Raw genomic sequence first — 25,683 nt, forward strand, 5'->3', positions numbered from 1 at the left:
TTAGATTTTGCTTACAAACATCAAATGTCGTATAAACTTATAAATGTAGGTAAAAGAAGCAACCAGCAGTTTTACGTTCCCTAATCAGCAATAAATCGTAGAAAAAGTAACGCAAGAGGGGATTGCGTTCCCTAATGAGAGTAAAAAGAATAAAAATGACACGCAAGTAAAATTTGCGTGCCGTTATGGGCTGAAATAGAGGAAAAAAGGAACGTAAAACGAAGTCAATCCCTTTATAAAGTATAAAAGTAATCAATTTTCAAGTTAGGAGACAGCAAATGACAAGCTACCGCTATAAAGTGACGTTGCAGTACGATGGAAGCCAGTTCGTCGGGTTCCAGATCCAGCCAAATGGACGAACTGTCCAAGAGGACATCGAAAAAGCTTTAAAAATTATGACAAAAGGAGAAGAAATCAAGTTGCGCAGTGCCGGTCGCACGGATTCAGGTGTTCACGCCAAAGCGCAAGTCATCCATTTTGATTACCCAGTCCATTTGCCGCCTGAAAATATGAAACGCGCATTGAACAGCTTGACGACAGATGAGATTGCTATTTATCAAGTAGAAGTGGTGGATGAAAGCTTCCATGCGCAGTACTCTTCTGCTGGAAAGAAATACCAGTACCGAGTGGACATCAACGAAGTCATGACTCCGTTTAAACGACTATACGCGCTGCATCACCCGTACAGGATCGATATGGAGGCCTTAGAAGAGGCTTTGGCGGTTATTGTAGGGAAACATGACTTCACAAGTTTCTGTGCCAGCAACAGCGGCAAAGAAGACAAAGTCCGGACCGTCTATGAAGCGAAAGTCGAACGAGACGAATTGAACGGAGAAATCATTTTTACCTTTAGAGGGAACGGCTTTCTATACAATATGGTCCGCATTTTCGTCGGTACTCTATTGCAAATTGCGAACGGCTTGCGTCCTGCAGATGACATGAAACGGATATTAGAAGCTAAAGACCGCAACCAAGCTGGACCGACTGCCGCAGCTCATGGATTGTATATGATGCAGACATATTATGACAAACGAGAAGCGACTAAAGGAACGATCTTCGAGCAAACGGAAGATGCTGAATAAAAAGTGAGGTAGGAAATCAATATGAAATTACTGATATTACTTTTGACGTTAGGTTTATTAGCAGGATGCAGTACAGAACAACAAACTGATTCAGAGCAGGATTCTACTGCAATAGTCAGCAGTGAAGACGCAGTAGAAGAAAGTGTTTCAAAAGAAGAATTGAATGAAGCTGAAGTGATTGATGATCTAACGGAATATCCGGAGACAACGGCAATTCAAGAAACTATCGAACTGACAGAGTTAACTGGATACATCGTCTCAGATAATCCCGGTACTCGAATCCTCATCTTCACCAATGAAGAGAAACAAGTGTATAAGAGCATTTTGGTTAAAGATGAGAAGCAATTGAAAGTCATTGATCTGGAACAAAATGAAGTGTTGATTGATGAAACGGTGCCGGCATCTTAAAGTAAAAAAGAGCTGAACAGAATCCCGAGTTTTTAAATGTGAACTAAAAGTAGCAGAGTGAAAAAAACTTGCAGATTTGCCGGATTTTATTTCGCGTTTTATTGACAAAGGATTGAAAAAAAGGTAAGATATTATATGGTATTGTTTGCCCCATGATGAGCCCCGGAAACTTATTGTGCATCAAACAAACAGAAGAAAATGGAGGAAATTAACGTGCGTACAACTTATATGGCTAAACCAAGCGAAGTAGAACGTAACTGGTATGTAATAGATGCTACTGATATTCCATTAGGACGTCTATCTACCGTAGTTGCAACTTTCTTACGCGGAAAAAATAAACCAACTTTTACTCCTCATGTAGATACAGGGGACTTTGTAATTGTAATCAATGCTGATAAAGTCAAATTAACTGGTAAAAAAGCAACTGACAAAATCTATTCTCGTAACATCGATGGAAACCCAGGTGGATTGAAACAAATCTCTGCTGGTGACCTACGTGCTAAAGACTCTCGTAAATTAATTGAATTGTCTGTAAAAGGTATGCTTCCTAAAAACACTTTAGGCCGCAAACAAGGCATGAAATTACACGTTTATGGTGGTTCAGAACACAACCATCAAGCACAACAACCAAAAACTTTAGACATCACAAACTTAATTTAAGGAGGGAATTTCATTGGCACAAGTACAATATAGCGCAACAGGACGTCGTAAAAACTCAACTGCACGTGTACGCCTAGTACCAGGTACTGGTAACATCATTTTCAATAACAAAGATATTGCAGAATATCTTCCATACGAAAGTTTACACGTTATCGTAAAACAACCTTTAGAAGTAACTGAAACTACAGGAAGCTACGATATCTTGATCAACGTTAATGGTGGTGGATACGCTGGACAAGCTGGAGCAGCTCGTCACGGTATCGCACGCGCGTTGTTAGAAGTTGACCCTTCTTTCCGTTCTCCATTAAAATCAGCTGGTCTATTAACACGTGACCCACGTATGAAAGAACGTAAAAAACCAGGTCTTAAGAAAGCTCGTAAAGCTAGCCAATTTTCAAAACGTTAATTTTACGATATATTTTATCAAAGAGAATTGCCTATATGGCAGTTCTCTTTTTTCGTATGCGAAAATTGTCGCTCTCAATTTGCTTCAGCCGTAAGAACGCAGTGATGTACGGATGTAGTACAAGGCGAGCGGAGGGAGCGTTGCTCAAAACGTTAATTTACTTTATCAATACTGTAATCAAAGTTATATCAATTAGTCTAAGTGCATTATTATATGGAATAAAAGGATTTAAGGAGATGTAATCGTGACTAAGACCAACACATTAAAAAATCAGGACTAATAACAGAATCAGCCCTGATTGACACTCTAGTTATTTACTATTAAACGCTCTACTTCCTTAAGCATCTCATAAGCACCTTCTGAATGATTGGAGCAAACAATGATGGTAAGATCTTGATCTGGATAATAAACAGCACGATAATTCACTCCTGGATCATAGCCCATTTGTATATATTTTACGACACCCTGTTCATTTGATTCCATATACCCGCCGTAACCGTAAAAGATGTCTTCTACAACGTTTTCTTGAGGAGTCAATAATAGGCGAGTCATGTCTTCTGATAACAATTTCCCATTCATTAAAGCTTCCCAAAATATCCCCATATCAGTTGCTGTAACATAAGCACCACCATCAGGCCCGCCTTTGGCAGGTAGAGAATAAATATTTGATTTCCACGTACCATCAGGTTTTTCTATATACCCGATTGAAGTGCTCTCAGGCAGTTCGTCCATTGAAAAGTATCCTGAACCAATCATGCCAACTGTTTGGAAGATATTTTGTTCGATATAGTCAGTAAAATTCATCCCACTGACAGACTCAATAACAAGTCCTAAAATAATAAAGCCTGTATTATTGTATTCAAAAGGACTTCCTACTTTGTCCTGCATTTTTTCATATTGGAACATGGGCAAAAAGTCTTCAACACAACGAATACGATACATTGGCACGTTTTCCCAGAGCATTTCGTAATCATCCATTTCATCTTCGTCAAAATAATCTGGCACACCAGAAGTATGCATTAGTAAATGATGGATGGTGATGTCTTTATCAAAATGCGGGAAATCAATATCCAAACAATCCATGATTTTCGTGTCAAATGTGAGCTTGCCTTCTTCCACCAACTTGCAAATCGCAATAGACGTAAAAATCTTGCTGCCAGATGCAATCGAAAAACGAGTGTGAGGTTGATTTGCAATTTTATCGGAGCGGTTTGCATAGCCAAATCCCTCTGTACTGATGGTTTTACCACTTTTACGAACGTGAATGCTTCCAGAGAATTGAAGTTCCTGTTGTTTTTCGAACAGATTAGTTCTGTTGATTTGATGATCCATTTTTTATTCCCCCTGAATGTGTTTTTTTGCAAAAAATCAGCTGCATGTTAAAACACATTCTAGGACCTTCTTCACATTTGATAACGAATCATATTCATCTCCTCCTTTATTATTTTGAGCATAGCATTTAGATGGAACTCTTTCAAAAATAAGCCATTGGTTTTCAGTCTCTTACCACTGGATTGTTTTCGTAACTGACCCAGTCACTGTAGCCTCCTGGATATAACCTCGGTTTTAATCCAGCTTCTTCCATAAATAACACATTTACTGTCCCGGTTATTCCAGATCCGCAGTGAACGATAATATCTTCATATTCTTCCAGAGACTTGAACTTTTCGTTTATCTTTTGGTTGTCTGCTATAGTACCTTCATTAACCAACTCCATCCAAGGATAGTTTAAAGCACTAGGAATGTGTCCAGGCAATCTATCTAAGGGTTCCACTTGTCCAGAATACCGTTCGTACGCTCTGGAATCGATTATGGCTGTTTGCTCTAAGTCAACAGCAGTCTTTACTTCAGAAAATTCTGCAATCATGGATTCATTTAAATTCAAGCTTAAAGTCCCAGAAGATTGCGGTTCTACAATATCAGTAGTCATTTCTAACCCATTATCGACCCATTGTTTTATACCGCCTTCTAATAAAAACACTTTAGCTTTGCCAGCATATTTTAACAACCACCACAATCTGCCTGCCATTGCCAGTTTCCCATCATCATAAATGATAACTGTGGAAGAATCAGAAATACCCAGCTGCATCATTTCCTTAATAAATACTTCCATATCTGGTAAAGGATGCCGACCACCGTGCTCGCTGACTTTTCCAGTCATAGTATCTTCTAAAGAGACGAATTGAGCTCTTTTGAGGTGTCCTTTTTTATATTGATGATATCCGGCTTTTGGATCATTTAATTCTGCTCGGGCATCAAGTATGATTAAATTGTCATTTGAATAATTCTCTAATAACCATGTTTGTGTAACGAAATTTTTCATAAAATCCTCCTGAATGAACGATGTATTTAGAATAATAGATATGTAAGATATTTTAACGCTTAAAACTATAGAGAAAAGATGTCCTGAGAATGCAAACTATTTTGTTACTTCATGCTTTATTATGTCTGATTCAATGAAGAATGTAAAATTACATATTGAAATATTAAAAAAATAATTTATTTGGATATTTTGATGGGGTTTAGTTGATATCAAAAAGAGAATAGTTTCATTCTGTTTTTTTTATGCCTAAAAATGATTGAGTATACTTTTAAAATAAGAATACTTAGGAAAAGCAGTTCCCTCAAATGTACTGACGGGTCTTTTAAGGTAATCAGTCCTGAAAAACAATTGTATTATTATGTTAATTAGCTCTGTTATTTCATTCGCTGAGAGTGTTTAGTTTCACATCAATAGGGTGGTAAAAAAAGTGAATTCAAAAGAAAGAGCAGCGGCTGATATCAGTCGCTGCTTATTTTGAATTATTGTTACCTAAACTAGAACAGCCAAAAAATCAAACCAATTGCTAGAATAATTTGGAAGCAGCCGATCAGTAAGCCATATAACATGGTACGAGGCCCTTCTTTCAAGATATCAGAGAACTTGACCTGAAGACCAATTGCAGCTAAAGCAGTAATCTCAAATTGATTACTGATGACTTCGGAACTGTGAATCACGAAAGAAGGTAAGGGTAGAAAACTTCTAAGCAAGAATAAAATGAAAAATCCTACAATAAACCAGGGAATAGTCAATAGGTTTGTATTTTTTTTCAAATCAGCAGATGTGGAATCAACTGCTGATTTAGAAAATAGCGGTTCTTCCTCTTTAGTGTTTAGTTTACTGAAGGATAAGGCTACTCCGATGATAAGGAGTACTCTCATAAGTTTGAATACTATAGACAGATTAGTGACGTCCATACTCACCAATTTAGCTGAAGCAACGACTTGTCCTATGGATTGGATCGTACCTCCAATCAAAGCTGATGTTTGAACGACTTCGTTGTGGTACAGAACAGAAGCGAGAATAGGCAGTGAGACCATCAATATGGTTCCTGTTACATTAACTATAGTGATGGACATGGCTTTATCTTTCTTATCGGCACCAATTATCGGAGAGACAGTACCAATAGCAGAAGAGCCGCAGACTGCATTGCCGGCACCCATCAACAAAGACATTTTTTTATTGAACTTCATAGTTCGACCGATCCAATAAGCGAATAAAATCGTCAAAACCATTTGAAGAATAACAAAAATAAATCCAGTAAAACCAACTTGCTTGATGATTTGAAAATCTAAGATTATTCCATTTAACACGATCGACCATTCTAAGAGGGATTTTTCAGAAAATTTAGTTCCTCTTTTAAAATAAGGCTTGTTTAAAAAAGTATTTCCCAACAAAATTCCTAAAAAAATTGCGATCAGTGCTGCTCCTAAATTTGGCAGAAGGGCAGATAGATATTGGCTGATTAATGAGATCAAAACACTGATTAGAAGACCGGGTAAAATAGTATAGCTTCTTTTGAACTTTGCGCGCATGTTAAACCTCCTCCAAATATTTATAGTATTATGGTATACCGAAGATTGTATAAAATAAAATAATCATTTATTATATATTTATAAGAAATTGTTATTGAGGAGTGGCATTAGATGTTAGATTACCGGTACCAAACGTTCCTTACTTTGACAGAAGAAATGAATTACACGACCACAGCCAAAAGATTGCACATTACCCAACCGGCTGTCACCCAGCATATTCAGTCTTTGCAACAGGAGTTAGGGGTTGAACTGATTCATTATGAAAAGAGACAATTATCATTAACGGCTAAGGGAAAGCAGCTGCAAAAAGATCTTTATTTGCTCCAAAGAGAGATCGCTAAGGTGGAAGAGCAACTAACTTCTACTGTAGAGCACAATACCCTTGTATTTGGAGCTTCCTTGACAATTGGGGAATACATGATGCCTGGACTCATTGAGTCGTATTTGAACCAGTATCCAGCGCATGATATCTCGATGGTAACGGACAATACCCAACACTTGATTGAATTGATGGAACATGGAAAAATTGATTTTGCGTTCGTAGAAGGAGAATTCAATCAGTCTGTATTTGAATTCCAGAAAATTGGTGAAGAACCGTTTATCGCTGTTTGTTCAGAAAAAAGTTCTTTATGGAAACAAGAACAGAGCATTAACGACTTATTTTCTACACCTCTTCTAGTCCGTGAAGAAGGATCGGGATCACGGCTGATTTTCGAAACAGCCATAAAAAGTAAAGGGATCCACTTAGACAGCTTTTCGAAAGTTATGATGATTGGGAGCATTGGTGCAACTAAAAAATTGGTCGAAAAAAATTTAGGGATCAGTTTTATTTATCAGAGGGCTGTTGAAGCGGAACTCAACAAAGGAATATTGAAAAAGATACCTCTAAGTGATTTTAATGTAATTCATCCGTTTTATTTGATTTATCTAAAAAGAATCCAAGTGAGAGGGATGGAGACGATGAAGAACTTTTTAAAAGTCGCAGAATCAAACTAAATAGGCCTAATGTACAAGGCATGTTAAGTTTAACCGCTTTTTTGATTCTAAGCAGCAGAGTTGAAAAAATTCAGGTCTTAACAACTCTATGATCAAAGAGCATGAAATCAATCCAATAGGGAGTGGGAGTGATGTAGATGTCAAAAGCTATATACATTATTCCTTTAATTCTGATTTAGGAAGCAAACACTTATGAAAGAACTAGATTTGTATAAAAATGGCTTTCCAGAATCGCGGTAATTAAATTAATTGCTATAATTCAGGTTAGATATTTATGGAATCCAACGTTTTGCGCCATTTCTTTGGTATAATAATTAAGATGATTTTTTATGGGAACAGACAGAGACAATAGAGTCAACTCGTAAAAGAAAAAGTATGTCGAAAAGAATACACAGACTTAAAATGAAGAAGCCTGTGTATTTCTTTTTGTGCATTGCAGTAAATAGTTACACGGGGTGGTTTGTTGTAAGAAAGTAAGGAAAAGTATTCGTTATTAAGAAAATTGTTTAGTTGAAAAAAGAAAAGAGGACATAGAATTGAACGAAAAGATATACGATAAGAACAGCATCAAAAAAATCAAAGGGTTAATGATTGGTCTTTTAGTCATCATCCTATTGGTAGGCGGATTTTTAGTGTTTTTTGAAAAGATTGAAAATGGTTATGTTGGGGTTCGTTATTCCATGAATGGCGGGGTAAGAGATCAAACGCTAAGCCAAGGGGTTAAATTTGTCGGCTTGGACAAAGTAACTCAGTACCCTATTCGATTACAGACAGTTAAAGCAGAGAAATTGAACTTGGCTACAGAAGATGGAAAAGCTACTCATGTATCAATTACATATGCTTATAAGGTAGATTCGAAAAAAGTTTCTGATGTGTTTAAAGAATTCGGGAGCATCAGCGTAGAAGATATTGAAGCAAACTGGTTGAAGGCTCAATTGCTGAAATCATCGCGTAGTGTCGTTGCCAGATATAGCTTGTTGGATGTGACGGGATCGAAATCGACAGAAGTTCAGCAATCGATTTTAGAAGATTTCACTAAAGCTGTTGAACCAAAAGGATTCTTAGTAGAAGACGTGGCTTTTGGAGTTCCGGATGTTGATGCGGAAACGCAAAAATCGATTGATGAGATCATCAAAGCGGGTCAAGAAAAAGAAAAAGCTATCTTAGAAGCTGATACAGCCAAAACAAAAGCGGACAGTTTAGCTTACCAAAAAGTAAAAGCAGCAGAAGCAGAGGCGGAAGCCAATAAAAAATTATCTGAATCCATTTCTGAAGAATTGATCAAATTAAAAGAAGTAGAAGCTCGCTTGGAACATGGTTGGGTTGAAGTACAAACGGGTCAAGCAATTGTAGATACTAACGAGTAGGTGATAAAATGGTTTTCTTCTTAGCGAAGTTTATTTTTGCAACGATATTGGTCGTTTTTATAGGGAGTTTATTGTCTGTGCTTTTTAAAATAGATAATAAGTCTGAAGATGATGATTTGAACTTTTAAGGATTTGTTGGAAAAATAAGAATTGAGATTGTTGAGTGCTGACCCCTAAAAGTCAGAGTAGAATCTAAATTTTTAGGGGTCTTTTCCATGAGTATAGAAATTAAAACAGCCAACTTATATTGAAATTCTCTTTAGCTTAGTATATGATTCAAGGGAAGTAACGTACTTTTTGAAACTGTAAAAATTGAAATGAGGGATCATATGTTAAGTAAAGAAGAGTTGCCTTTTTGCCCAGTGGCTACCACAGTGGATTTAATCGGAAACAAATGGAAGTTGTTGATTATGCGGGAATTATTAAAGGGAACCAAGAGATTTAATGAACTGCACAAAGCTATTGAAGGCATTAGTCAAAAAGTGTTAACAGAAAACCTGCGTAAGATGGAAGAAGACGGCATTATTAATCGCAAAGCGTATGCAGTAGTTCCTCCTAAAGTTGAATATTCTTTGAGTGAGTTGGGAGATTCTTTGCGTCCAATTATCAATTCAATGAGTGATTGGGGAACCGCGTACATCAAAGAAAATTTGATATAGAAAAAAACATTTAAGAAAGACTTTTTCTTAAATGTTTTTTTATGGATTTTTACAGAATAATCAATTGAGCTGGCTTAACGAGAAAAACTTGAAACGGTTGTCATGTATGTTGAACCAAATCCATCTAAAATGGTTTTCACTGCTTCGTTTGGTTCACCATATACAGTACAGCTTGTAACCGTGCCTAAGGCCATAAATCTATCCGCAAATTTTTCATTGAACGTATTTAGATGATCAAAAGTGGCTTCATTGCTATCGTAATGTTCGATCGTATGACAAATATTGTCATTCAACGCCCAGTGATAATGTAACGTTCCTGGTTCTTTTGCTGTACTTTCTACCATCTCTTCAGCTAATTCGCGTAATGCTTCTTCTTTTCCTTCAGAAACTTGTAATTCTACTAAATATAAAATCCCTTTTGACATATTATTTTCCTCCGAAAGCTGTGATATTGCACATCCAGCTTTTTTTACGTGCATTTGTTGAATGATCTTATTTAATTCAATGATTCAAAGTAATCTTTTGCTACTTTTTGATAATCTTCTCCATCAATATCGACCTTGGCGTTTAAATCAATAACGGTCTGTGTATCTAGATTTTTATTGATATCATTGATAATAGTCTCTACTTCTGGATGATTTTCAAGTACATCTTGACGAACAACAGGTACAAGATTGTACGGTGGCCAGAAGTTTTTGTCGTCTTCTAAAATAGTGAATTCTTCAGTGTCGGATAGCTGCCCTTCTGTCGTATAAGCAGGAGTCGCATCAGCTTCGTCACTTTTCAGGACTTGGTATTTCAAACTATTATCATAAACAGTTGAGGACTTGAAGTTGAACTCTCCATAAACTTTTTCCAGACCAGGTAAACCATCTTCACGTTGATCAAATTCACCTTGAGAAGCAAAACGAATTTGATCCGCATTCTCTTGTAAGTCACTCAACGTTTTGATGCCATACTCTTCTGATACGCTGGTTTTTATTGCAATTCCGGCAGAGTCATTCGCTTCTGCATAGTCAAGAGTAGTTAAAACTCCATCTTCTTCATACTTCTCCCGAATTGTTTGGGCTACAGCATCAGGATCGGTCTCCAAAGGCAGTTTAAAAATAGTCAATAAAGACGTACCAGTATATTCTGGGTAAAGATCTACTTCCCCTTTTTCAATAGATTGAGGGATCACTGAACTTGCGATGTTAGGTACTCTTTCGACATTCAAACCTTGGTCTTCTAATGCTAGAGCATAAATCTCGCTTACTACCAAGCTTTCAGTAAAATCTTTGGAACCGATTTTTATCGCTTCGTCTGATGAAGCAGAAGAACAACCGGCTAAAATTAAGCCAAATATTGCTGCAAAAAAACTTATCCTTATTCTTTTTTTCATAATTGTATACCTCTCTTTCTTGAGCTTATTGTATAGTGGCAAACAATGGATGGGAAGTAGGCACTTTTTTATAAGTCACTTACCTTTAGGTAACTATCTAATAAAAAAGTGCGTACTTCTTTTATCTTTTAAAAAATTTATAATAAGTATGAAGAGAGGAGTTTTGAAAATGGATTCTCTAGATATTTTTTTTTCAGTCATTAATCATCCTATAAAAATTACCATTTTGAAATTTATGGAAGAAAATGAACATATGGGTATTTCTTTTACCGATTTAATGGAGTTTTTTTTGATCGATCATCTTTCAATAGAAAGAGTCGTTTTGATCACTAATATTTGGGAAATGTACAATGATCATTTATTAAGAAAAAGAAACAGCCCTATAGGGACACTGTTTGAATTAACAGAAAGCGCAAAAGAGTTGAATAAAATCATCACTGATTTTGATTATTGGTCAAAATCGCATCAGTTTTATGGGGGTATATAGTTTGGTTACAGAAATAGTTCAATATTTTAAAAGTAGTGGAAGTCAGTATGAAGAGTATCTTATACAACATATCCAGTTGAGCATAACTGCGTTGCTGATTGCATTAGTGATAGGAGTTCCACTGGGTTATATCAGCTATAAACATCCAAAAGCAGCCGAGTTTTTTACAACCACTTCTCAGTTATTGAGGATTATTCCAAGTTTAGCGATTTTGTTTATTTTGATACCTATTATTGGTGTAGGCGAATTGCCGGCTTTGATCGCGTTGGTATTTTTAGGTATTCCTCCCATCTTAGTAAATACCATTCTTGGATTTAAAGAGATTCCTGCTGTTACAAAAGAAGTTGCTTCAGGTTTAGGTATGGATACTAAACAATTAATGAAAAAAATCGAATTCCCTCTAGCAACACCGTTCATCTTAAACGGGATAAAATTATCTTTAGTGGAAATCATTGCCAGTGCTACACTTGCCACTTATATTGGAGCAGGTGGTCTGGGCACACTTATTTTTACAGGATTAGGGTTGTACAGAATGGATCTGCTAATTATCGGTGGAGGAACAGTTACGTTTCTATCCCTATTAAGTATGTTTATTTTGGATATTACGATTAGAAAGGTGTCGAAAAACAGTGTCGAATTCAGCAGTTAAATTTAAAAATGTCGAAAAAAAGTTCGCAGCAGAAACTATCATTGAAAAACTTTCCTTTGAGGTTGAAGATGGGGAATTCATTACAATACTAGGTTCATCAGGATCTGGTAAAACAACAACTTTAAAAATGATCAATCGCTTAGTTGAACCAGATGGAGGAACGATCGAAGTCAATGGGCAAAGCATAGAACAAATCGATTTGATTGAGTTGAGAAGAAACATTGGATATGTGGTACAACAAATCGGATTGTTTCCTCACTTAACCATTGAAAAAAATATCGCAACTGTACCAGAGCTGCTTGGCTGGGATAAAGAAAAAATCTTGGTTAGGGTAAAAGAATTGATGGAACTTGTCAAATTGCCTTATGAACAATATGGCAAACGACATCCTAAACAGCTCTCCGGCGGACAACAACAGCGTGTGGGAGTTGCAAGGGCGTTGGCAGCTAATCCGCAAATCATGCTGCTTGATGAACCATTTGGTGCCGTAGATGCCATTACGCGAAAAGAGCTGCAAAAACAAATCAAATCGATCCATAAAGAGTTGTCAGGGAAAACTTTTCTCTTTGTCACACATGACATCAATGAAGCCTTTTATCTGGGCGATAAAGTAATGATTATGAACAATGGTGAAATCAGTCAATATGATACACCAAAAAATATCGTTACCAATCCGAAAACAGATTTTGTCAAAGAGTTGTTAGATACGATTTATGAAGAAGAGGCTTTATGGAGGGAGTTAAAATGATCGACTACTGGAGTTATTACCATACAAGACTAATAGATGCTGCGCTGATGCATTTACAGCTGGTGACCATCTCTTTGGTTGCTGCTTTAATCATTGCGATGCTGGTCATATTTACTTGTATAAACAAGGACAAGTGGTTAAGCGGGTTGATTTATTTTTTTTCAGCCCTATATTCCGTTCCCAGCTATGCTTTTTTTGCTCTTTTGATTCCATTAACGGGTTTAGGAACAACCACTGCCATTATCGTCTTAACGTTATATAGTGAATATGTACTATTGCGTACGTTTTCTACCGGGATCAGACAGATCGACCCATTGATCATTGAATCAGCCAGAGGAATGGGTATGACAGACCGTCAAGTCTTTTTCAAGATCCAACTGCCTCTATCATCCAAATCTATCTTCAGCGGGATTCGATTAGCTTTAACTTCCATTATTGGAATAGCCACAATTGCGGCCACGATCAATGCCGGTGGATTAGGGACCATTTTATTTGATGGGTTGCGGACACAAAGTATTGAAACCATTATTTGGGGAGCGGTATTAACGATTATCTTATGTATTTTCAGCAATGTGGTTTTGCGTTTGATTGAAAAAATCACTTTAAGAAATCTAGAATTGGGGGACTAACATGAAAGCTGCAGTTGTTTATGAAGCAGGCGGACCGGAAAAATTGATTTATGAAGAAGTTCCGACACCTAGGCTTAAAAAAGGCTGGTCTTTAGTCAAAGTTATGGGTTTTGGTATCAATCATTCCGAAGTTTTCACTAGAGAAGGGAAATCACCATCTGTCCAGTTTCCTCGTATTTTAGGGATCGAATGTGTGGGGATCATTGAAGAAACCAGCGATGAAAATCTACTGCCGGCAGGACAAAAAGTTATTTCTATCATGGGTGAAATGGGTAGAGCATTTGATGGGAGTTATGCGGAATATGTTTTACTGCCTAATGATCAGATTTTCCCCGTAGAAACCGATCTTTCATGGGAGGAATTAGCAGCGATCCCTGAAACGTATTACACTGCTTTCGGTTCTATGAAAAATTTGCAGATCAAAAAAAATGATCAGGTTTTAGTACGGGGAGCAACCAGTGGTGTAGGCGTTGCTTTTTTAAACCTATTAAAGAGTCGATTTGAAACGATTATCATAGATGGAACCAGTCGGAATTTGGCTAAAAGAGATGTATTGATCCAAGCTGGATTTGATGATGTCATCGAAGATAGAGAGGGTCAGTTACAAACTGAAAAAACGTATAATAAAATTTTTGAATTGATTGGACCAGCTACGATAAAGAACAGCTTTAAACACCTCAATGAACAAGGGATCGTTTGCAGCACTGGACAATTAGGCGGTCAATGGTTCTTGGAAGAATTTGACCCAATCATAGATATTAAAGCAAATAGTTATCTAACCAGTTTTTACTCGAATAATGTGGATGAAACTAAGTTGAACCAGTTGCTGGAGTTTATTGATGAAAATAAGACCATAGTCAAGCCGGAGAAAGTATTTGAATTAAAAGAAATTTCTAAAGCTCATGAATATCTCGAAAGCAGCCGCAGTTTTGGAAAAGTGATCATTTTAAATAAGGAATTACCCAATGATGAAGACAGATAAACAAAAAATCCAAGTATTGAATCGGCTGGTTGAGTATTACGGATTCCAGCATTGGTGGGAAGATGAGAACCGCATTTCAGATTGGGTGTCCATGATCTTGATTCAGCAAACGACGGAATCGAATGCGAAAAAAGCACTTAAAAACTTAGAACCGTTTTTAACCGTTGAAGGTCTGCAGCAAATAGAGTTAGAAAAACTGCAAGAACTGATTCGGCCAGCAGGATTTTTCAAACAAAAAAGTCGCTATATTAAAGAGTTGATCCAATGGTTTGCGGCAAATGGCGGAGATTTTGAGCGATTCCGCAATTATTCGACGGCTGAATTGAGGAAAGAATTATTAACCATTAAAGGAGTAGGGTCTGAAACAGCTGATGCTATGCTTTTATATATTTTTGAAAGAAATGCATTTATTGCCGATCAATACGCGATTCGCCTATTTACCCGGTTAGGATTTGGAGAATACAAAAATTATGAAGCAATGCATAAAGAGTTTAATCGCCTGACAGAACAAGTTACCCATGATGTATGCAAAGAGTGGCACGCTGCAATTGACCTTCATGGGAAACAATATGGGAAAAACAAAGATCTAGACGAAAGCTGGTTGTTGAGCGAACGTGAACAACTTGATATTGCGACATTTTAAGTTGAAGAAAGGAAGCAGTTATGGACTATAAAACAATAGACAATATTATTTTTGTCAGAATCGATAAGGATGAAGAAATTTTAACGAGTATCCAACACATTTGCAAAAAAGAAAATATCTTATCCGGCTATTTTCAAGGAATTGGTGCATGCGGGGAAGTAATTGTTTCTACTTATCAACCGGAAGCAGATGATTTTACAGATCATAAGAAAACCGGAATGCTGGAGTTGGTGTCTTTGATGGGAAATATTACCATAGGGGATGATGAAAGTCCAGTACTCCATAGTCATGCAAGTTTTTCGTATTTAAATGACTCTGACGAACTTTCTATGATAGCGGGTCACTTAACAAAAGCAACTGTTCGGTATACTGCAGAGATTACGATCGTCCCTGTAAAGAATGAGATTGAAAGAATGGTTGATCCGGCAACAGGAATTAATGTATGGAAATTTGAGCATTAGGAGAAGTTGGGATTTGTTTTAGGATATTGTCAATAAAGAAGGAGGCAGGGTATGACATTATATGCTGAAAATATCAATTTGTTAATGGAAAACGTGGTACCGGTCCAAACATTTGTTAAAAATGGAGCTGTCGACGAAACTGAGGCTCTTCGAGTGGTTAAAGATGAGGCAGTCGTTGATGTAGACGAACCTACTTATGCGAGGATAAAAAACAGTGTTTTTCATAATGGAATTATTGAAGTAAAGGTGTTAAGCAGACTTTTGCCAGATGCTCCTGAGTATGCACGGGGATTTATTGGTGTTGCCTTTCGGATCGATGAAAATAATGAGGATTTTGAAAGTATTTATATCCGTCCAACGAATGGCAGAAACGAAAATCAATCTAGACGAAACTCTTCCACACAGTATTTTTCTTATCCCGACTATAAATTCGACCGTCTACGGTCAGAAGCGCCAAAAATGTACGAATCTTATGCTGATATGGGCTTAAATGAGTGGATTGATCTGAAAATCGAAGTAATAGATGAATGTGCTAAGCTCTATTTGAATCATTCTGTACATCCAGTTTTGATTGTCAATGATTTAAAAAAAGGTTCAAATGCACAGGGCGGTATTGGTCTTTGGGTCGATATAGGAACAGAAGGTTTTTTCAAAGATTTGAAGATTACTTCGTACTAAAATTTTAAAAAGCTTTGTTTAGAGGTGGACTGTTTCTAACTAGGGCAGAGAATTCTTGCTTAGCTTAATTCTGAGCAGAAATATCGTCATTTATTCGACAAGTTATTTGGGTAATAAATCAAAAATTGTTTGTCACATCGCGGTTTATCCTGTATGATTTAGTGAAGAATGTAAACCGGATATTGTGAAGTTGGGCAAAGGATATGGGAAATCATATTGAATGTAGAATAGTACAATTTTTTAGAATGAGTTAGTCATTTTCAAAAATCTCCATTCATGTAGTTGCCGCTCCTCTTATCTCACTGAGAGTATTTAGTGTTACACCAATGAGGTGGTGGAAAAATGAATTCAAAAGAAAAAATGTTAGAGTTGATCAAAAAGAAACAAGCAGGCGGGAAATCTAAGCAAACGACCGAACCAAAGAATGATATGAAAAACATGCGCAAGGGTCCGAAAATCTTTAATAAATAATTTATGCGAAAAAGAATAGCTGCTGGCTATTCTTTTTTTGTGCGTAGAAATACTTTAAAAGAAGGATTGAAGGGACCGCGAAGTAACTGCAAGTAGAAAATTAGTATTCAGCTGACTTTTTTGCTTTAATGATAAATATGATGAGTTTTAATAGAGGTCATAGGAGGGAATAAGATGATAGATGTTGTAGTGATTGGTGGAGGTCCTGCGGGAATGAGCGCTGCTTTAGTGGCAGGAAGAGGCAAAAAGCAAGTCCTGCTGATTGATGAAGAAAAGCCAAGGAATGCTGTAACGCATGCTTCTCATGCATTCTTGACACAAGATGGAATCAAACCGGAAGTGTTCAGAGAAAAAGGCAGAAAAGATTTGCTCAAATACCCAACCATTTCTATCAAGACAGATAAAGTTCTGTCGGTTGAAAAAGCAGAGGAAGATTCTTTTGAAATAACTGTCGAGTCGGGTGAAAACATCACTACTAAAAATGTCGTCTTAGCTGCAGGATTAAAAGAAAAGCTTCCAGATGTTAAAGGAATTGAAGACTATTATGGAAGCAGCATTTTTTCTTGTCCTTTTTGTGATGGGTGGGAAATGAAAGATAAACCGTTGATATTGATCACAGAATCGAGTGTGGGGCTGCACTCTGCCAAGTTATTGAAAAATTGGACGGATGACTTGATTATAGCCACTAACGGAAATGAAATATTTGACGCTGATCAGAAAAAACTGCTAGAAAAAAATCAGATTCGTTTGATAGAAGAACGAATTGTTGAACTAGAGGGCACAGATGGAGAACTTCAAGGTGTTGCATTTGAAAGCGGAGAGAAAATCAACGTATCAGGCGGTTTCTGTACGACACTATTAGATAAACACTTTTCAATTATCGACTCATTAGGTATCGAATTAAGTGAAGCTGGATTCGTTATTGCAGATTCTTTAGGACGGACAAATATAAAAGGTATTTACGCTGCAGGAGAGATTACAGGACCCTCTCAATTGGTTGTTTCTGCCAGCCAAGGGCATATGGCAGGTATAGGCATTATAAATGACTCAAGCGAAGCAGCCTTTGAAGGAATATAAAAATACCTATAACTGGAGTCAAGGTAAAAAGAACAGTTTTTAAGCTGTTCTTTTTTGTGTCTAAAAATCGAATCAATCGATAAGTAATTCAGAGTTGATAAAAAGTGGCAGCATCCCCTAAAAGTCGAAGTAGAGCCTAAGCTTTTTGAGGTTGCTACCATGTGGTAATTCTTTTATATTTAGATAAATTAAGTAAGCATCATTAGTTGCTTAAATAGCAAAAAATTACTGGTATGAGTTAGTAGATATTAAGATAATAAAAACATCTCTTAATTACTATATTATTCCTGCCCAGCCTCCAAATACCGATAAAGATTAACCTCAATCGGTACTAAAAACTTCAAAAACATTTCTACCACTTTCTTCTTTTCGCCGTTTTGTAGAGGTTTTTCTAATTCAATGATGGAATCTTGTACAGGTTTTACTTCTCCAAGGTAATAAAATTCTGTTCCTTCGTTGTCTGATTTCTTCGCAAATACACGAATGTGCCATTTTTCAGCTTCCTTTAGCTTCTGTACTTCTGGAGAAGCCATCGTTCTAGGAGACTTCGTAAACCACTTCATCGTGGAATAATCGATCAACTCATCTTCGTAAGCCATTTGGGCACCTGAGAAATTCTCACCTTTTTTCAGAGTGACGAAAATAACAAATTCATCTTTGCTTGATGTATATCCACCCACATTTTGATCCACCATTTGTTTCTCCCAGTTCAACAAACGCAAAACATCTTTTCGTTTGTATTTTTGGTAACGCGTTAAGGGTTCGGTAGAAGAATACTCTTTAGATTTTAGTAATCCTGTTTCAAGAATATCATTCATCAAATGTGTAAAATAGTTGTTTTCCATCGCTTCTTTAAATGAAGGCGACAAAGATACTCCTGTTTCTACTCGCTCAATAAAAGCTTGTTGTTTATATAGAGCGGCTGCAGAACCAGTGTAAAAGCTTAAATCTAGAGTATTAAGGACAGAATGGACTGTTTCTTCATCTGCTAGAATTCCGTGCTTTGTAAATAACTCTTTGATCCTTGTTAATGAGATACTTTGTGCTGAATCCCTCATCAATTGTTCCAATAAAACCAATTCTTGCTTTCTCTTTCCTGGCAACAGTTCTCTTGAAGCAATCATCAAGAATTGATTTTCTACTTCAGAAATAGTTCCTTCGTTTTGTTTGATGTTGACTAGAAAATCGTAATAACTATTTTTCTTATTAGCAACCAGCAAAGGATCAATCGTATGTTGTTCTTCAAAATCTTTCAAGTACGGTACACGACCAAGGCGATTATAAAGCAATTGGAATGATTTTCTTAATTCGTTCATGCTGTCCATAGAAGCTTGATTGATGGACGAGAAGATCTGTTGTTTCGCAATCTTTTCAAAGTTGATAGAAGAAACGCCAGAAATAAAATTCGTATCAAAAGTGTCTTTACGCAAATTATTCTTATCTCTAGATACATCACCAGATAAAGCCATTGGAATCATATAGTTATTTTTGTAATTACCAATAAAATCAATTACCGTGACGAATTCTTTCGAAGGATCTTTTCTTAACCCTCGGCCTAATTGTTGGACAAAGATAATACTCGATTGAGTGTTCCGAAGCATGACCACTTGGTTGATTTTAGGAATATCAATTCCCTCATTAAACACATCAACAGTAAAGATGTATTCAATCTCGCCATCTTCTAATCGTTCGACTTGTCTTTCTCGTTCTTCTAGCGAGTGTTCTCCAGTTAAATAAGAACTAGGATGTCCTTTTTGCTGGAACAAAGCAGACAACGTCTTTGCTTCTTCTTTGCGGCTACAAAAAACCAACCCTTTAGGAATATTGCCAGAACAGCCATAATAGTCAAGTTTTTCTAACAAATAAGTGACACGTTCTTCCTCAATCAAATACTTTAGATCTGTCGACTCAGAAATCAATTCTCCATCTTTTACATAATCGGTTACGCCAAAATAATGGAAAGGAGAAAGCATATCTTCTTCCAATGCTTCTTGAAGACGAATTTCATAAGCAATGTTGTAGTCGAATAATTCAAAAATATTGAATCCATCGGTTCGCTCAGGTGTTGCTGTCATGCCTAATAAGAAGTCTGGTTGAAAATAATTCATTACTCGATGATACGAAGGAGCGCCAGCTTTATGGACTTCATCAATTAAGATGTAATCAAAATGGTCCTTAGCAAATTGTTGCAAGACTAGATCTTTAGAAATGGTTTGGATTGTAGCAAATAAATAAGTAGCTTCTATTTCCTTTTTGTTTCCAGAAAGAATACCATAGTCTTCATTGTTACCACCAAGGATCTTTTGAAAATCACTTTTAGCTTTATTTAGGATTTGTTCCCTATGGACAATAAATAAAACCCGTTTAGGTTTAGCTTGTAAGACATCAAAAGCAGACAAATATGTCTTCCCAGTCCCTGTAGCAGAAATAACCAAACCTTTTTTAGCGCCCGTGTCTCGCAGTTCTTTAAGATTCAATAAGGCTGTTTTTTGCATGGTATTTGGTACAATGTAGGGAGTAGGCTCATCAACGAGCTCTGGATCCTGGATAGTCGTCATTTCTTTATAATAAGTTATTGGTTGGTACGTTTTTTTATAGTTGTAAATCCATTCGTCAGTTAATTCTTGAGCTTCTAACCATTCGTTTTCCATATGTAGTTGAATCTCTTGGATCATTTGACCGTGGTCATAAGAAGTTAAGCGCACGTTCCACTCGTAGTTGACCTTTAAAGCGCTCATGGTCAAATTAGAACTCCCGATAATGAAAGAATGGTACCCCGATTGCTTAAATAAGTATCCTTTGGAGTGAAAACCTTCCTTTTGGGAAATACGGACTTCTACATTAGGAATTTTCATTAAGTCTTCAAACACAGCAGGTTGATTAAAGGCTAAGTAGATAGAAGTCAAAATTTTCCCTTTGATTCCACGGAGATGAAGGTCCGCTAATTGTGTTTTTAGTGCTGCAAGACCGCTTTGAGTTAAGAAAGCTACTGAGAAAAAGAATTCTTCGCAGGTATCCAATTCATTTTGTACTACATTCAGTATATATTGCTTTTTCTTCGTATCATTGATGATGATTTGAGGATCATATAAAGATCCTTCAGTTTTTTGATCTATAAAGGCTTTTTTTAATGAACGCTCTAGCATATCTGTCATTCTACTATTCCCATTTCCATTAATTTCTCAACAGTTGGTATATCTGCTGGTGCCCATTCTAATTGATTTAATTCTTTAGGTTCTAACCACTCTGCAGCAATGTGTTCAGTCAACTGTGGCGTGCCTTTTTTCAGGAAGCAGATAAAAGTGGTCAATTGAACTAAACCAAAGTCATATTGGTAACTGGTTTGTTCAAACACATCAGGTTGTACATCCACTTCAATAAGGAGTTCTTCTTGAAGTTCTCGTATCAAAGCTTCTTGAGAGGATTCTCCGGATTCTATTTTCCCACCAGGAAATTCCCACAAATAAGCTAGTGATTTACCTTCACCTCGTTGCGCACATAAAATTTTCCCGTTTTCTATTAAAATAGCGCCTACAACAGTAATTTCCTTCAACATACTCACTTCCTTCTTTGCAATTGTAGTTTTATTTTATCATATTACTTTTAATCTTAAGCAAGATGTAGTGAATCAATTTAAATCCGACACAGTTAATGAAAGATAAGAGTAACTAAATTTTTATGCAAAGCTGTAAGTCATATTTCTAAGGTTACTTAATATTGTAGCAAAACAATATAGAATTTATATCATTTTCTATTGGCTTAAAGAGAATTGTACGTAAAGATGGTATAATCTTTATAAAATCAAGGACATAACTTTTTAGTTCTTCACCATAGGATGCTGAAATTACTGTATCTTTAGGGAAATGTAAGCAAAAGATAAGGAGCTGTAGTAACAAATGAGCACATATGAAACAAAAAACATGGGAATTTCATCATTGTTAACGGCAATTCGAGATGGTAATATTGCCATTCCTGAAATTCAAAGACCATTTGTATGGAATAATATAAAAGTACGCGACTTGATGGATTCAATATATAGAGGCTTTCCGATTGGCTTTATTATAACTTGGAAAAATGCTGATACACGTTTAAAAGATGGTAGTATGTCAATAGGGAAAAGCGTCATTATTGATGGGCAGCAAAGAATCACAGCGATCACTTCAGCTATGATTGGACAAGAAATATTAAACAAAAAATATCAAAAAAGGCGGATTAAGATTGCTTTCAATCCTATAGAAGAAAAGTTTGAAGTTTGGACACCTGCTATCGAAAAAAGCAGCAAATGGATTCCGGATATCAATATTTTGTTCTCTGAAACTTTCAATCAATGGCAATTCGTCAATGATTTTGTGGCAAAAAATAATGATGTTGACGGAAATCACGTTGGCAATGTTCTAGCAAAGTTAATAAATATGAAAAACATGCAAGTCGGTGTTATTGAACTTAGTAATGAGATTGAAATTGATGTAGTAACAGAAATATTCACACGTATTAACTCTAAAGGAGTTAGTTTATCTCAATCAGACTTCGTGATGTCTAAAATTGCATCAAATGATGAATATGATGGTGTAAACATTCGAAAAGCAATTGATTATTTTTGTCATGCTATGGAAAGTCCAAAAGACTTTGCTAACATTAAAAATAATGATATGGAATTTGTTCAAAGTTCGTTATTTGATAAGATACAGTGGGTAGAAAAGCAGAAGTCTTATGCATATATTCCAAAATACGCAGATGTAATAAAAGTTGTTTTTGCCTATAAATTCAAACGTGGGAAAATTGGTCAGTTAGTTCAGCTATTGTCAGGAAGAGATTTTGAATCTAAAGAAAATCGTGAAGAAATCGCAGAAGAAACCTTCTTAAAATTCAAAGATGGAGTAGTTGATTTTTGTAACAAAAATAACTTTGAAAATTATACGATGATTCTACATTCAATGGGAATTTACAATTTTAACTACATACGATCAATCAATTCCTTAAACTTTGGTTATGCTCTATATCTATTATTGAAAGAAAAAGGGATAGAAACAGAAAAAAGAGATAAAATCATACGTCGTTTTATTATGCTGTCTCTACTAACACAGCGTTTTTCAGGTTCTAGTGAGTCACAAATGGATTATGATATACGACGATTTAATGAAAATGATGCTGAGAAGCACTTATCAAATATTGAAGCAGCAGAATTGTCTGATGCATTTTGGGAACACACTTTGATTCAAAGGTTGGAAACTAACCAAATAGGGCCGATACACTATATCTATCTATTTGCTCAAATTAAAAGGAAAGATAATGGGTTTTTATCAGCGCCCATAAGCGTTCAATCGATGTTAGAAATGCATGGGGATATACATCATATTTTCCCTAAGAACTACCTGCGTAAAAATGGAATCAATGATAAAAAAGACTACAATCAAATAGCAAACTACGCTATGGTTCAAAAAGAAATTAATATTCGAATTAGTGATAAAGCGCCTAAAGAATACTTGTCATTATTACAGATGCAGAAAGATTCAGCGGAAGTTAAAGAAAATTTCAAGGAAAATGCAGTCCCGTTGACATTATTCGATATGGATGTTAATGATTATCATCAATTTTTGGGACAACGAAGAAAATTGATGGCAGATAAGATAAAAACATACTACAAAGGTTTATAATTAACATAGCTTACTTTCTATATTTTCTATAGTAACTTAAAAAATAATAGTAGATGTAAAGATGTAGACTTACAGATTTAATACACTCCAGCTACCGAACAAAAATCGTTCAAAGCTTATGGAGTGTATTTTTTGAAAAATTTATATACTTAGCCTTTTTCTGAGCTTTACATTTATTTATATAACTTACGTCGTTTATGCTTATAGTAACGTAACATTACTTGGGTTCTTTCTATAGTCAGTAGGAGTCATATTGGTTTCTTTTTTAAAGATACTTGTAAAATAATTCGAGTCTTCAAATCCGGACTCTAATGCGATATCAATTACTTTTAAATTGGTGTTCAACAGTAAATATTCAGCTTTTTTTACGCGCATTTGATTTAGATAAGTGACGAAAGACATTCGAAAATTCTTTTTGAAAAAACGGCAAAAATGTTCTTTGCTGAATCCGATGTGGGTACTGATTTCTTCTAATGTAATATGATTCTTATAGTTCTCTTCTAAATAGAGAACTATTTTCGTTCGCCCAACATGGGCGAACTCTAACGGGTGCAAGTCCCGAATGCGACCTGACAGTGGTAAGCATATAGCTGACGGCAAGGGTGTCCACGGTTAGGTGGAATCTGAAGGAAGCCCAAGGCAAAACTCTGGTCTGACGAACAGAAACCATATAAGAGGTGAGTCGAGTGGATAAGGCTGCGAAAGAAGCTGAAGTCCGATAACTGTTATAACTCGAAGCATAAATGTGGCAGATAGATGGAGTGAAAGAGTTCGCACCTTAACTGGGGAGGTCTCATGATGTTATCCCAAATACACTTAGTGATAAGTGCTTGACTCATGAGAAGTCAGCCGAGGTCGTAGTAGTGAAGACAGCTAGTGAAAGCTAGAAAGAGCGAAAGACCGAACAATTTTATCGTTACAAACATCTTTATTGGAGGTCGCCAAAGACTACTGGTTACAACAGCGTAAAAGTAGATAGCTGCCTTACGAGAACAGAAAAGGAGTAACAAACATGCATGAAAACAGGACATTGGATAGAATCCTATCCAGAAATAATTTAAACGAAGCCTTTCGACAAGTGGAACGGAACAAAGGTGCCGCAGGCATTGATGGTATGACTATCGAAGAGGCTAAAGAATATCTTCGTCAGCATAAAGAAGAACTTATTCAGACCATTCGCGAACGGAATTACCAACCTAAACCCGTCAGAAGAGTAGAATTACCTAAACCATCGGGTGGGGTCAGACTATTGGGGATACCGACAGTTATTGACCGGGTTATTCAACAAGCGATTGCGCAAGTTATCACACCTATTTTTGACGAACACTTCCACAACAGTAGTTATGGATTTCGGCCAAACCGTAACGCTCATATGGCTATAGCGCAAGGGCTAAGAGACATGAATGAAGGGTACCATTGGATTGTCGACATTGATTTAGAGAAGTTCTTTGATACAGTTAACCATGATCGACTGATGAATCTGGTTTCTCGGAAAATAACCGACGGTGATGTAATATCACTTATTCGGAAATATCTGGTGAGTGGCATTATGGTGAACGGAGAATATGAGAAAAGCCCAGTAGGCCCCCCCAAGGGGGGGACCTTTCGCCGTTATTGAGTAATATCCTCTTAAATGAACTCGACCAAGAACTAGAAAAAAGAGGGTTACGCTTCGTGCGATACGCAGATGACTGTATTATCTTCGTTAAAAGCGAATTCGCAGCAAGACGCGTGATGCGTTCGGTTACACGATATATTGAGGAAACTCCGGGTTTAACTGTTAATACGACTAAATCGAAAGTCATTAAACCAAGTGACCCAACCTTTAAATTTTTGGGATTTGGATTCTATTGGTCGAGAGCAGACAAAGGCTATCGAGCAAAGTCCCATGCCATATCAATCGAGACGTTTAAATATAAACTTCAACAGCTAAGCAAGAAAAGTTGGGGAATTGATATGGCTTACCGCATCGTTAGACTGAATCAAGTCATCAGAGGATGGGTGAACTATTTCAAAATAGGAGATATGCATACAAAACTCAAGAAAATAGCGAGTCATCTTCGTTATCGACTGAGGGTGTGTATCAGGCACCAATGGAAAACAGCCAAGAATCGAAGAAAAGCACTCACTAAACTAGGAATGAGCGATTATAATGGCTACTTGAACAGTCACAGTTCCAAAGGAACTGCCCGAATAGCCTTGTCCTGGGTAATGACGACCACAGTAACAAATAAGATACTAGCCCTTAAAGGTCTAGTATCTCCAGATAGTTACTATTTAAAACAAAAGCATGTTATATAAAATTGAACCGCCGTATACCGAACGGTACGTACGGTGGTGTGAGAGGACGGTAAATAAATTAATTATTTACCTCCTACTCGATTTATTTG

At 36.5% G+C, this 25,683-nt stretch carries 26 protein-coding genes and 1 pseudogene; 19 read left to right on the plus strand and 8 right to left on the minus strand.

Features of this window, described 5'->3' with window-relative positions:
• Window positions 1-278 precede the first annotated feature (278 nt).
• The 4 genes from truA to rpsI all read left to right on the plus strand — a co-directional run bounded on the left by truA (window position 279) and on the right by rpsI (window position 2,556).
• On the plus strand, window positions 279-1,082 hold the full coding sequence (truA, locus tag BM137_RS09490) for a tRNA pseudouridine(38-40) synthase TruA (protein ID WP_092480929.1): 804 nt from the start codon (window positions 279-281) through the stop codon (window positions 1,080-1,082).
• A gap of 21 nt (window positions 1,083-1,103) precedes the next feature.
• Window positions 1,104-1,490, plus strand: coding sequence for a hypothetical protein (locus BM137_RS09495; protein WP_092480930.1), 387 nt, complete (start codon window positions 1,104-1,106; stop codon window positions 1,488-1,490).
• Between the two features lie 213 nt (window positions 1,491-1,703).
• Window positions 1,704-2,150, plus strand: coding sequence for a 50S ribosomal protein L13 (rplM, locus tag BM137_RS09500; protein ID WP_092480931.1), 447 nt, complete (start codon window positions 1,704-1,706; stop codon window positions 2,148-2,150).
• Between the two features lie 13 nt (window positions 2,151-2,163).
• Window positions 2,164-2,556, plus strand: a complete 393-nt coding sequence (gene rpsI, locus BM137_RS09505) for a 30S ribosomal protein S9 (RefSeq protein WP_092480932.1) — start codon at window positions 2,164-2,166, stop codon at window positions 2,554-2,556.
• A gap of 306 nt (window positions 2,557-2,862) precedes the next feature.
• Here the strand turns inward: rpsI and BM137_RS09510 are convergent, their stop codons facing one another.
• The 3 genes from BM137_RS09510 to BM137_RS09520 form a co-directional block, all read right to left on the minus strand.
• The gene (locus BM137_RS09510; RefSeq protein ID WP_092480933.1) at window positions 2,863-3,888 is read right to left on the minus strand and encodes a serine hydrolase domain-containing protein; all 1,026 of its coding nucleotides are present in this window, start codon (window positions 3,886-3,888) and stop codon (window positions 2,863-2,865) included.
• Between the two features lie 163 nt (window positions 3,889-4,051).
• A complete protein-coding gene (locus BM137_RS09515) occupies window positions 4,052-4,879 on the minus strand; it encodes a sulfurtransferase (protein WP_092480934.1) in 828 nt (275 codons plus the stop codon).
• Between the two features lie 494 nt (window positions 4,880-5,373).
• On the minus strand, window positions 5,374-6,411 hold the full coding sequence (locus BM137_RS09520; protein WP_092480935.1) for a YeiH family protein: 1,038 nt from the start codon (window positions 6,409-6,411) through the stop codon (window positions 5,374-5,376).
• Window positions 6,412-6,522: 111 nt separating this feature from the next.
• Between BM137_RS09520 and BM137_RS09525 the strand changes: the two genes are divergently transcribed.
• From BM137_RS09525 to BM137_RS09535, 3 genes are all read left to right on the plus strand, one after another.
• On the plus strand, window positions 6,523-7,407 hold the full coding sequence (locus tag BM137_RS09525) for a LysR family transcriptional regulator (RefSeq protein ID WP_092480936.1): 885 nt from the start codon (window positions 6,523-6,525) through the stop codon (window positions 7,405-7,407).
• 587 nt (window positions 7,408-7,994) lie between these two features.
• Window positions 7,995-8,774 carry an SPFH domain-containing protein gene (locus BM137_RS09530; RefSeq protein ID WP_092480973.1) on the plus strand — a complete coding sequence of 260 codons (780 nt, stop codon included), beginning with the start codon at window positions 7,995-7,997 and terminating at the stop codon, window positions 8,772-8,774.
• A 329-nt stretch (window positions 8,775-9,103) separates the two neighbouring features.
• Complete coding sequence (locus BM137_RS09535; RefSeq protein WP_092480937.1) at window positions 9,104-9,433, plus strand: winged helix-turn-helix transcriptional regulator; 330 nt, start codon at window positions 9,104-9,106, stop codon at window positions 9,431-9,433.
• 74 nt (window positions 9,434-9,507) lie between these two features.
• On the opposite strand, the gene BM137_RS09540 is transcribed toward BM137_RS09535, so the two are convergent.
• Together BM137_RS09540 and BM137_RS09545 are read right to left on the minus strand one after the other, a co-directional pair.
• Window positions 9,508-9,858 carry a putative quinol monooxygenase gene (locus BM137_RS09540; RefSeq protein ID WP_177192546.1) on the minus strand — a complete coding sequence of 117 codons (351 nt, stop codon included), beginning with the start codon at window positions 9,856-9,858 and terminating at the stop codon, window positions 9,508-9,510.
• A 71-nt stretch (window positions 9,859-9,929) separates the two neighbouring features.
• Window positions 9,930-10,817: a glycine betaine ABC transporter substrate-binding protein gene (locus tag BM137_RS09545; RefSeq protein ID WP_177192548.1), complete on the minus strand. Its 888-nt coding sequence runs from the start codon at window positions 10,815-10,817 to the stop codon at window positions 9,930-9,932.
• A 166-nt stretch (window positions 10,818-10,983) separates the two neighbouring features.
• Here BM137_RS09545 and BM137_RS09550 point away from each other — a divergent pair, with 166 nt between their 5' ends.
• From BM137_RS09550 to BM137_RS09590, 10 genes are all read left to right on the plus strand, one after another.
• Window positions 10,984-11,301 (plus strand): hypothetical protein, encoded by a 318-nt coding sequence (locus BM137_RS09550; protein ID WP_092480940.1) that lies wholly within the window; start codon window positions 10,984-10,986, stop codon window positions 11,299-11,301.
• On the plus strand, window positions 11,288-11,950 hold the full coding sequence (locus tag BM137_RS09555; protein ID WP_092480974.1) for an ABC transporter permease: 663 nt from the start codon (window positions 11,288-11,290) through the stop codon (window positions 11,948-11,950). Before BM137_RS09550 ends, BM137_RS09555 begins: the two co-directional genes overlap by 14 nt.
• Window positions 11,931-12,698: an ABC transporter ATP-binding protein gene (locus BM137_RS09560; protein WP_092480941.1), complete on the plus strand. Its 768-nt coding sequence runs from the start codon at window positions 11,931-11,933 to the stop codon at window positions 12,696-12,698. The genes BM137_RS09555 and BM137_RS09560 overlap by 20 nt, the downstream gene beginning before the upstream one ends.
• Window positions 12,695-13,327 (plus strand): ABC transporter permease, encoded by a 633-nt coding sequence (locus tag BM137_RS09565; RefSeq protein WP_092480942.1) that lies wholly within the window; start codon window positions 12,695-12,697, stop codon window positions 13,325-13,327. Before BM137_RS09560 ends, BM137_RS09565 begins: the two co-directional genes overlap by 4 nt.
• A 1-nt stretch (window position 13,328) precedes the next feature.
• Window positions 13,329-14,309 carry a zinc-binding dehydrogenase gene (locus BM137_RS09570; protein WP_092480943.1) on the plus strand — a complete coding sequence of 327 codons (981 nt, stop codon included), beginning with the start codon at window positions 13,329-13,331 and terminating at the stop codon, window positions 14,307-14,309.
• On the plus strand, window positions 14,296-14,952 hold the full coding sequence (locus BM137_RS09575; RefSeq protein ID WP_092480975.1) for an endonuclease III domain-containing protein: 657 nt from the start codon (window positions 14,296-14,298) through the stop codon (window positions 14,950-14,952). The genes BM137_RS09570 and BM137_RS09575 overlap by 14 nt, the downstream gene beginning before the upstream one ends.
• Window positions 14,953-14,972: 20 nt before the next feature.
• The gene (locus BM137_RS09580) at window positions 14,973-15,413 is read left to right on the plus strand and encodes a PPC domain-containing DNA-binding protein (protein ID WP_092480944.1); all 441 of its coding nucleotides are present in this window, start codon (window positions 14,973-14,975) and stop codon (window positions 15,411-15,413) included.
• Between the two features lie 51 nt (window positions 15,414-15,464).
• Window positions 15,465-16,091: a hypothetical protein gene (locus BM137_RS09585; protein WP_092480945.1), complete on the plus strand. Its 627-nt coding sequence runs from the start codon at window positions 15,465-15,467 to the stop codon at window positions 16,089-16,091.
• 342 nt (window positions 16,092-16,433) lie between these two features.
• On the plus strand, window positions 16,434-16,562 hold the full coding sequence (locus tag BM137_RS11430; RefSeq protein WP_280521799.1) for a hypothetical protein: 129 nt from the start codon (window positions 16,434-16,436) through the stop codon (window positions 16,560-16,562).
• 174 nt (window positions 16,563-16,736) lie between these two features.
• A complete protein-coding gene (locus BM137_RS09590) occupies window positions 16,737-17,639 on the plus strand; it encodes an NAD(P)/FAD-dependent oxidoreductase (protein ID WP_092480946.1) in 903 nt (300 codons plus the stop codon).
• A gap of 281 nt (window positions 17,640-17,920) precedes the next feature.
• Here BM137_RS09590 and BM137_RS09595 read toward each other — a convergent pair whose 3' ends face one another.
• Together BM137_RS09595 and BM137_RS09600 are read right to left on the minus strand one after the other, a co-directional pair.
• A complete protein-coding gene (locus tag BM137_RS09595; protein ID WP_092480947.1) occupies window positions 17,921-20,794 on the minus strand; it encodes a DEAD/DEAH box helicase in 2,874 nt (957 codons plus the stop codon).
• On the minus strand, window positions 20,791-21,195 hold the full coding sequence (locus BM137_RS09600; RefSeq protein ID WP_092480948.1) for a (deoxy)nucleoside triphosphate pyrophosphohydrolase: 405 nt from the start codon (window positions 21,193-21,195) through the stop codon (window positions 20,791-20,793). Before BM137_RS09600 ends, BM137_RS09595 begins: the two co-directional genes overlap by 4 nt.
• Window positions 21,196-21,535: 340 nt before the next feature.
• Here BM137_RS09600 and BM137_RS09605 point away from each other — a divergent pair, with 340 nt between their 5' ends.
• Complete coding sequence (locus BM137_RS09605) at window positions 21,536-23,293, plus strand: GmrSD restriction endonuclease domain-containing protein (RefSeq protein WP_092480949.1); 1,758 nt, start codon at window positions 21,536-21,538, stop codon at window positions 23,291-23,293.
• 201 nt (window positions 23,294-23,494) lie between these two features.
• Here BM137_RS09605 and BM137_RS11435 read toward each other — a convergent pair whose 3' ends face one another.
• Window positions 23,495-23,893 carry a helix-turn-helix transcriptional regulator gene (locus BM137_RS11435; protein WP_341849606.1) on the minus strand — a complete coding sequence of 133 codons (399 nt, stop codon included), beginning with the start codon at window positions 23,891-23,893 and terminating at the stop codon, window positions 23,495-23,497.
• A gap of 412 nt (window positions 23,894-24,305) precedes the next feature.
• Here BM137_RS11435 and ltrA point away from each other — a divergent pair.
• Window positions 24,306-25,594, plus strand: a pseudogene (ltrA, locus tag BM137_RS09620) (group II intron reverse transcriptase/maturase).
• The last annotated feature ends 89 nt before the right edge of the window (window positions 25,595-25,683 follow it).

Source organism: Desemzia incerta (genome assembly GCF_900115825.1).
In the GTDB taxonomy this organism is placed as follows: Bacteria; Bacillota; Bacilli; order Lactobacillales; family Carnobacteriaceae; genus Desemzia; species Desemzia incerta.

What these genes read in the sequence shown, in the direction of transcription:
- truA (WP_092480929.1), top strand. Translation starts at nt 279, where the DNA reads ATGACAAGCTACCGCTATAAAGTGACGTTGCAGTACGATGGAAGCCAG.
- BM137_RS09495 (WP_092480930.1), top strand. Translation starts at nt 1,104, where the DNA reads ATGAAATTACTGATATTACTTTTGACGTTAGGTTTATTAGCAGGATGC.
- BM137_RS09510 (WP_092480933.1), bottom strand. Translation starts at nt 3,888, where the DNA reads ATGGATCATCAAATCAACAGAACTAATCTGTTCGAAAAACAACAGGAA.
- BM137_RS09515 (WP_092480934.1), bottom strand. Translation starts at nt 4,879, where the DNA reads ATGAAAAATTTCGTTACACAAACATGGTTATTAGAGAATTATTCAAAT.
- BM137_RS09520 (WP_092480935.1), bottom strand. Translation starts at nt 6,411, where the DNA reads ATGCGCGCAAAGTTCAAAAGAAGCTATACTATTTTACCCGGTCTTCTA.
- BM137_RS09525 (WP_092480936.1), top strand. Translation starts at nt 6,523, where the DNA reads ATGTTAGATTACCGGTACCAAACGTTCCTTACTTTGACAGAAGAAATG.
- BM137_RS09530 (WP_092480973.1), top strand. Translation starts at nt 7,995, where the DNA reads ATGATTGGTCTTTTAGTCATCATCCTATTGGTAGGCGGATTTTTAGTG.
- BM137_RS09535 (WP_092480937.1), top strand. Translation starts at nt 9,104, where the DNA reads ATGTTAAGTAAAGAAGAGTTGCCTTTTTGCCCAGTGGCTACCACAGTG.
- BM137_RS09540 (WP_177192546.1), bottom strand. Translation starts at nt 9,858, where the DNA reads ATGTCAAAAGGGATTTTATATTTAGTAGAATTACAAGTTTCTGAAGGA.
- BM137_RS09550 (WP_092480940.1), top strand. Translation starts at nt 10,984, where the DNA reads ATGGATTCTCTAGATATTTTTTTTTCAGTCATTAATCATCCTATAAAA.
- BM137_RS09555 (WP_092480974.1), top strand. Translation starts at nt 11,288, where the DNA reads ATGGGGGTATATAGTTTGGTTACAGAAATAGTTCAATATTTTAAAAGT.
- BM137_RS09565 (WP_092480942.1), top strand. Translation starts at nt 12,695, where the DNA reads ATGATCGACTACTGGAGTTATTACCATACAAGACTAATAGATGCTGCG.
- BM137_RS09570 (WP_092480943.1), top strand. Translation starts at nt 13,329, where the DNA reads ATGAAAGCTGCAGTTGTTTATGAAGCAGGCGGACCGGAAAAATTGATT.
- BM137_RS09575 (WP_092480975.1), top strand. Translation starts at nt 14,296, where the DNA reads ATGAAGACAGATAAACAAAAAATCCAAGTATTGAATCGGCTGGTTGAG.
- BM137_RS09580 (WP_092480944.1), top strand. Translation starts at nt 14,973, where the DNA reads ATGGACTATAAAACAATAGACAATATTATTTTTGTCAGAATCGATAAG.
- BM137_RS09585 (WP_092480945.1), top strand. Translation starts at nt 15,465, where the DNA reads ATGACATTATATGCTGAAAATATCAATTTGTTAATGGAAAACGTGGTA.
- BM137_RS11430 (WP_280521799.1), top strand. Translation starts at nt 16,434, where the DNA reads ATGAATTCAAAAGAAAAAATGTTAGAGTTGATCAAAAAGAAACAAGCA.
- BM137_RS09590 (WP_092480946.1), top strand. Translation starts at nt 16,737, where the DNA reads ATGATAGATGTTGTAGTGATTGGTGGAGGTCCTGCGGGAATGAGCGCT.
- BM137_RS09595 (WP_092480947.1), bottom strand. Translation starts at nt 20,794, where the DNA reads ATGACAGATATGCTAGAGCGTTCATTAAAAAAAGCCTTTATAGATCAA.
- BM137_RS09600 (WP_092480948.1), bottom strand. Translation starts at nt 21,195, where the DNA reads ATGTTGAAGGAAATTACTGTTGTAGGCGCTATTTTAATAGAAAACGGG.
- BM137_RS09605 (WP_092480949.1), top strand. Translation starts at nt 21,536, where the DNA reads ATGAGCACATATGAAACAAAAAACATGGGAATTTCATCATTGTTAACG.